This is a genomic window from Corynebacterium sp. MSK035, from assembly GCF_030232615.1.
GTDB classification, from domain to species: Bacteria; Actinomycetota; Actinomycetes; order Mycobacteriales; family Mycobacteriaceae; genus Corynebacterium; species Corynebacterium jeikeium_D.
Map to the genome: position 1 here is coordinate 1 of NZ_JASPJP010000028.1, position 6,812 is coordinate 6,812.

The window sequence follows — 6,812 nt, forward strand, 5'->3', positions numbered from 1 at the left end:
GCATATATTTCTCTGAAACCTAGAGGTCAACCACTACAAATCACCGAATCCAGACACACTTTCTGTCGTTTAACCCAGAACGCCGAGTTACTGACTGCGTTTATGACAAAAATGGCGTGAAAAATGGCTTGAAACTGTCATAAACTTGCACAGTTTCACATTTGCAGCCCGTCTTTCTGAAGTTGTCAGGTTTGCTGCTTAACCAAAAACGCCCGACCGCCTGCGCATCAACTGCACAGAACAATCGGGCGTGAAAAGGCTTTTGGCTATCTAGCTGTACTGACCGGGGACGTTAGTTGACTTGCGTGGCATCGCCCGGGCTCTGTATCCTCGGCCGCATGTACTCAGGCATCGCCTCGATGAAGCTGCGTTCCGTCCGCTGACGGCGGCGGGACCCCTTATGACCTCTCGTCTGCCGTCCTGGCCATCTGCCGGGCGGCCGCTTCGTGGTGCCCGGCTCCATGACGAGCTGAAAGTACGCAATGCCAACCACAGAACCTTTACGATCATGTGCCTGGATCGGGACATCCCAAGGGCCCGCTGCACACATCCGCGCTGAATCACTCCACCTGACACTCGGCGACAGGCCGCTGCTGAGTGGGACTGACGTCACCGTCTCCACCGGGTCGCGACTGGCGATCGTCGGCGACAACGGCCGGGGCAAGACCACCTTGCTCCATATACTGGCGGGGATCTTGAAACCCGACTCGGGAGTGGTGACCCGGGTGGGTTCCCTCGTCCTGGTCAAGCAGGACATGGCCACCGAGGGCGATCGCACGGTCGGTGACCTCATTGCCGAGGCGACCGCCCCATCCAGGGCCGCTCTGCAGGCCCTCGACGTGGCTACCGCGGCGCTGGCCGCGGGCGATGACGCGGCCGACGCTTATTCCGCCGCACTCGAGGCGGCCACGCGGCTGGACGCCTGGGATGCAGACCGCCGTGTTGACATCGCCCTGGCGGGCCTGAACGCCTGTAGCGACCGCGATCGGGTCCTGTCGACCTTGTCGGTCGGCCAGCGGTACCGGGTACGGCTGGCGGTCGCCCTCGGATCGACCCCTGACCTGTTGCTGCTGGACGAGCCCACCAACCACCTGGACGCTGCAGGGCTGTCCTTCCTGACTGAGCGCCTGCGGGACCACCCCGGTGGCCTGGCCTTAGTCAGCCACGACCGCGCCCTGCTGCGCGACGTGGCGACCAGCTTCCTGGACCTCGACCCGACCCGCGATGGCCTTCCGCGCACCTACGCGGGCGGTTACGAGGGCTGGATCGAAGGGCGGCAACGAGAACGGGCCGCCTGGGAGCAAGACCATGCCGCCCAGGTCGCCCGGCATCAGGAACTGACCCGCGCCGCCGCCGACGCACGCTCCCGCCTGTCCCAGGGTGGATGGAGACCTGAAAAGGGCACAGGCAAGCACCAACGTGCCACACGCGCTGCTGGAGTGGTCCAAGCCTTCAACCGACGTATCGAAGACCTGAAAAGTCATGAAATCGGCGTCCCGGCGCCGCCACTGCGTCTTGCGTGGCCCGCCTCGGCAACCCGTGCCGGACAGAGCATCATGAACGCCACCCAGGTTACTGTGAAGGGCCGATTGGACGCTCCGGTTTCGGTCGACGTGAACGGCGGTGACCGGTTGGTGGTCACCGGACCGAACGGCGCGGGAAAATCCACCCTGTTGGCACTTCTCGCAGGGCGGCTGGCCCCCACCACGGGACATGTGCGAGTTAATCCGAGAGCGCGCATCGCTCTGCTGTCCCAAGAGGTCCCCGACTGGGACCGCTCCAGCCCCGCACACGAGGTCTATGAGGCCTACCTGGCGAAGCTAGGCCGTCGAGCTCAGGCGCCGTCCCTCGGCTCGCTCGGGCTGCTCGAAGCCTCCGCAACCGGCACGCCGGTGGGGCGCTTGTCGCAAGGACAGCAACGCCGTCTCCACCTGGCCATGTGTCTGGCCCAGGATCCAGACCTGCTGCTCCTGGACGAGCCCACCAACCATCTGTCATCGAGCCTCGTCGACGACATCACCACCGAGCTGCTGCAGACCTCCTGCGCGGTGATCGTTGCCACGCATGACCGTCAGATGCTCCACGACCTGGCCGACTGGCCCCACCTGAACCTTGACCTGAAGGACATGCCATGAACCCGCTTCACCCCTTGACCATCCCCACGTACCGTCAGCTGTTCGCAGCGATGGTGCTGACCATCTTCGCCCAGGGTGCCTGGGCCCTCTACCCTGCCATGCAGACCCTCGACCTGGGCGCCACGCCAGCCGCCCTGTCGGGTGTCGTAGTCTGGAGCGGCATTGGCCTGCTTGCAGGATCCCTCCCAGCTGGCGTAATCGCAGACCGGTTCCCCAATAAGTCCGTCATCGTGAGCGTGCTCACCCTGAACCTCACCATCGCGACCGCGACGTCCACGGCAGCAATCCTCGACATTGTCACCTTCTGGATGCTCGCGGTCTCCGCGTTCATCATTGGCACTTCAACCGCATTCTTCTTCCCCGCCTACACGGCGCTGGTGCCAGTCCTGGTGGACGGCGACGACTTAATGGCCGTCAACGGCCTCGAAGGCGCCGCCCGCCCGTTGGTCGGACAGGCAATTGCGCCCGCCGCCGTCGGAGCGGTCATCGGTGCCAGCATGCCCGCCGCGGGCGGGTACCTCATCGCCGGCGCGCTCGGACTCGCCCTGATCGCCGCCCTGCGGCTTCCTGCCCCTTGCTCAGCCGAGACCGACGCCGAAGCTCCGGCCACCTCTGCGCTGCGGGACCTGCTCGACGGGTTCGGCTACGTCGCCCGCACGCGCTGGGTTCGCTCCAGCGTGCTGTTGGCGGCCGCCATGGGCCTGGCCGTGACCGGTCCGCTGGAAGTTCTCCTGCCCGCGGTCATACGCTCGACCCATGACAACGGTCCGGCTGTGTACGGAGTCGTCCTCGGAGTTCTGGGCGTCGGCGGCCTGGTGGGTTCCCTCGTCGCCGGCTCATGGCCCACCCCCTCACACTTCCTGCCCGTAATGGTCGGCGCATGGGTACTCGGCTGCCTTCCACTGGCCATCCCCGCACTCACCAACAATCCGTGGATCATCAGCGCCGGACTGGCGGTCTACGGTGCGTCGATCGGAGTCGGGATGGTCATCTGGGGCACGGTCCTGCAGGAACACGTACCGCTGGAGATGCTCGGCCGAGTCGCCAGCCTCGACTTCTTCATCTCCATCGCCTTCATGCCACTGTCCATCGCACTCACCGGACTCCTCAGCCGACACATCGCCGCTGCCAGCTTGTTCATCGCCGCCGGACTCGTGCCGCTCGCCACGACGATCCTCCTTGCAGTCCTGGGGCAACTCCGAACGCCGCGGACGACGCCCGTCGCAGCAGGTGAGGAGTGATGCACGCCAACGCCACCCTGACACCTCGCCACCGGCTCAAGGTGGCCCAGCTCGTCGTCGACGACGGTTGGCCCATCAGCGAAGTCGCCGCCCGCTTCCAGGTCTCCTGGCCGACCGTGAAGAGGTGGGTCGACCGCTATCGCGCCGGCGAGTCGATGCAGGATCGCTCGTCCCGGCCGAAGACCTCACCGAACAAGACGGACAAGGCGACGACGAAGCGGTGCGTCAGCCTGCGGATACGGCTGCGTGAGGGCCCCGTGCAGCTCGCCGCCCGACTCGGCATCGCGCCCTCGACCGTCCACCGCATCTTGGCCGGTGCCCGACTGAACCGGCTCTCCTACATGGACCGCGAGACTGGCGAACCGATCCGCCGGTACGAACACCCCCACCCCGGCTCCCTGGTCCACGTGGACGTGAAGAAGCTCGGGAACATCCCCGACGGCGGCGGCTGGCGCTACGTCGGCCGCCGCCAGGGCGACCACAACCGAACGGCGACACCGGGTAAGCCGAAGAGCAAGTGGCACAACCCCAGGCTCGGGTACGCGTTCGTGCACACCGTCATTGACGACCACTCCCGCGTCGCGTACACCGAGGTCCACGACGACGAGACCGCCGTCACCGCGGTCGGGGTCCTGCATCGGGCTGTGGCGTGGTTTGCCGATCGCGGCGTCGCCGTGGAGCGGGTGCTGTCCGACAACGGTGGCGCCTATCGCTCGCACCTGTGGCGGGACACCTGCGAGGCCCTCTCGATCACCCCGAAGCGGACGCGTCCGTACCGGCCGCAGACCAACGGCAAGGTAGAGCGCTTCCACCGGACCATGGCCGACGGGTGGGCCTACGCCCGCTGCTACACCAGCGAGCAAGAACGACGCGACGCCCTGCCGGATTGGCTGCACCAGTACAACCAGCACCGCCCGCACACGGCCTGCGACAACCAGCCGCCGTTCTCACGATTGATCAACGTCCCCGAGCAGTACATCTAGCCGCCTATTTACTTCTTGCGAGCCTGACCCGGCTTCGGAGCCGGCTTGGACGGCTTGGAAGAGATCTTCTTAGCGTCGTCAGCGTTCTTCTTCTCGGTCTTGACCTCGTCGACCTTGATTTGAGCCTGCTTGGAAGCCTCTGCGGCCTTCTCCTCAGTGGTCTCCTTGGCCTCAGCAGCCTTGTCCTTGGCCTCGTCGGCCTTGTCGGCTGCCTTGCCCTTTACCTCTTCAGCCTTTTCCTTAGCCTCAGAAGCCTTCTCTTCAACGGTCTCCTTGACCTCGGCGGCCTTCTCTTCGACCTTGTGCTTAACTTCCTGGGCCTTCTGCTGGTATGGAGCTGGGTCAACCGGGAGCTTGTCGTCCTTGCGCAGCTTCCAAACGATGACACCGACGATTGCTGCAACAACAGCGAAGACCAGGGAAGCGGTTGCGATGCGACCGTTCTTGGCGCGCTGTTCTTCCTTACCGGTTACCTTGTCGATAGCCTTCTGGGTACGCACCTCGAGGTCCTTGCGAGCCTTCTTGGCCTTCTTTTCAGCCTTCTTAGCCTCGCAGCGAGCCTTGCAACGGGTCTTCTTGCCCTTGCGCTTAGCGTCCTTCTCGGCCTGCTTCGCAGCCTTCTTAGCCTGCTTCTTGGTCTCCTTGGACTTCTTCTCAACCTTGCCGGTCAGTTCTTCGGCCTGCTCAGCGAGCTGATCGCGGGCGTCGGAAACCTTTTCCTTAACGTCTTCCGCCCAATTGGTTGCTGCGTCCTTTGCTGCCTCGTTCTGTGCAGCTGCCACCTTCTTAGCCTCCTGCATCGTGTCGTAGAGCTCTGCAGCCTTCTTGTCCCGGTAATCCGAGTAGCTGTCGTAAGCGGACTTCAGTCCCTTGACAGCCAGCGAGATTGCGTTGGGGTTCATGACTCTCCTTTATTAGTGCGTCGCCAACAGGCATCGCCTTTAATTCTCAATCAATGATTAATACTGCTGCGGCGCCAGTGCCTCTGAGACCAAGATGCTTCTAAGTCCAAGAGCTAGGGCCCAGTTAGGCCTAGCGCCGAATTATTTGCAGCAGGCTCACATTCCAGCTTAGGCACTATTTGGCCTCCATGGGGGTCAACGAACAACTCTTTTCCTTATCTTGAGAAACATTTTCGCTGGTTTCTGCCACGGAGAAACTCACCAGTAGGAGCAATTGGCCACCAAGGTCGGTATCCTAAGGAACGTGACTATTAAGACTGCTACTGCAACTGTGCACACCAACCATGGCGATATCGTGATTGACCTGTTCGGCAACCACGCGCCGAATACCGTCGACAACTTCATCGGCCTGGCAGAAGGCACCAAGGAGTACAAGGGGCAGAACGCCTCTGGCACCGAGTCCGGCCCGTTCTACGATGAGGCCATCTTCCACCGCATCATCGCTGGATTCATGATTCAGGGTGGTGACCCGCTGGGCACCGGCACCGGCGGCCCGGGCTACATGTTCGACGACGAGATCCACCCGGAGCTCCAGTTCGATCGTCCGTACCTGCTCGCTATGGCAAACGCCGGCAAGCGCGGCGGCCGTGGTACCAACGGTTCCCAGTTCTTCATCACCGTTGTTCCGACCCCGCACCTCAATGGCGCTCACACCATCTTCGGTGAGGTCGCTGATGATGCCTCGAAGAAGGTTGTCGACGAGATCGCTCGTGTGGCTACGGATCACTGGGATCGCCCGCTGGAGCCGGTCGTGATTACCTCCATCGACATCGAGAAGTAATCCGCTAGCTTCTACGCTTTCTAACCCGTCCGGTTGTTCCGGGCGGGTTTTTTCATGCCCATTTTCGCTTTACGACGGCCCGTAACTTCAATGTTGTGTTTAGGGGCAGTGGGGGTAGTAGCACATCGTGTTGATTCTCCACATGTCCACAGCCCTGTGGACAAAATACTCCACTGTTCACCTAGGTGAACACGGGCCAAGAAGCACGTTACGGGTTCCAATTTTCACAAATTACAACAATTCACAGTTGTCCACAGACTTGTGCACATGTGTGGATAATTCCATTCTTGTAATTTACGAACCAGCGTTCGAAAGTGGTCGAACTCCGCAGAATATTGGAGTTACGCACAACTTGACTTGCAACTATGTTACTTGTTCACAGAGTTATCCACAGGCTGTGGATACTGTGGACACAGGGGATAAAACCAAAGTTGTCATGCTTTACGGTTTCTGTCACGTAACCCGTGAGAAATTTGGGACGAAATCTCTCCACAGTTATCCACAAATTACATGATTGTTACACAGGTTTCTGTGGATAACTTTTTTGCGTGATCAGTAGGAGGGAAATCCTCATTCGTCGAAAAACGTGTGGGAAACGGGTGTATTGACGGGGGTGAATTGACCTGGGTTTTTAGGGTTAAACGACAGAAAGTGTGTCTGGATTCGGTGATTTGTAGTGGTTGACCTCTAGGTTTCAGAGAAATATATGC

Annotated in this window: 5 protein-coding genes; 4 read left to right on the forward strand and 1 reads right to left on the reverse strand. The window is 61.3% G+C overall.

Translation table 11 applies throughout. The features are described 5' to 3' along the window. Window positions 1–482 precede the first annotated feature (482 nt). The 3 genes from QP978_RS10510 to QP978_RS10520 are packed head-to-tail and all read left to right on the forward strand — an operon-like array spanning window position 483 to window position 4,359. Complete coding sequence (locus QP978_RS10510; protein WP_049193109.1) at window positions 483–2,135, forward strand: ABC-F family ATP-binding cassette domain-containing protein; 1,653 nt, start codon at window positions 483–485, stop codon at window positions 2,133–2,135. Continuing rightward, the gene (locus QP978_RS10515; RefSeq protein ID WP_284857156.1) at window positions 2,132–3,376 is read left to right on the forward strand and encodes an MFS transporter; all 1,245 of its coding nucleotides are present in this window, start codon (window positions 2,132–2,134) and stop codon (window positions 3,374–3,376) included. The genes QP978_RS10510 and QP978_RS10515 overlap by 4 nt, the downstream gene beginning before the upstream one ends. Continuing rightward, window positions 3,373–4,359, forward strand: a complete 987-nt coding sequence (locus QP978_RS10520) for an IS481 family transposase (RefSeq protein ID WP_049193111.1) — start codon at window positions 3,373–3,375, stop codon at window positions 4,357–4,359. The genes QP978_RS10515 and QP978_RS10520 overlap by 4 nt, the downstream gene beginning before the upstream one ends. 8 nt (window positions 4,360–4,367) lie before the next feature. On the opposite strand, the gene QP978_RS10525 is transcribed toward QP978_RS10520, so the two are convergent. Beyond that, window positions 4,368–5,261 (reverse strand): hypothetical protein, encoded by an 894-nt coding sequence (locus QP978_RS10525; protein WP_070602171.1) that lies wholly within the window; start codon window positions 5,259–5,261, stop codon window positions 4,368–4,370. A 304-nt stretch (window positions 5,262–5,565) separates the two neighbouring features. Here QP978_RS10525 and QP978_RS10530 point away from each other — a divergent pair, with 304 nt between their 5' ends. After that, complete coding sequence (locus QP978_RS10530) at window positions 5,566–6,102, forward strand: peptidylprolyl isomerase (protein WP_369707163.1); 537 nt, start codon at window positions 5,566–5,568, stop codon at window positions 6,100–6,102. Window positions 6,103–6,812 lie beyond the last annotated feature (710 nt).

Coding starts and splice junctions, on each gene's coding strand:
- QP978_RS10525 (WP_070602171.1), bottom strand. CDS start 5,261: ATGAACCCCAACGCAATCTCGCTGGCTGTCAAGGGACTGAAGTCCGCT.
- QP978_RS10515 (WP_284857156.1), top strand. CDS start 2,132: ATGAACCCGCTTCACCCCTTGACCATCCCCACGTACCGTCAGCTGTTC.
- QP978_RS10510 (WP_049193109.1), top strand. CDS start 483: ATGCCAACCACAGAACCTTTACGATCATGTGCCTGGATCGGGACATCC.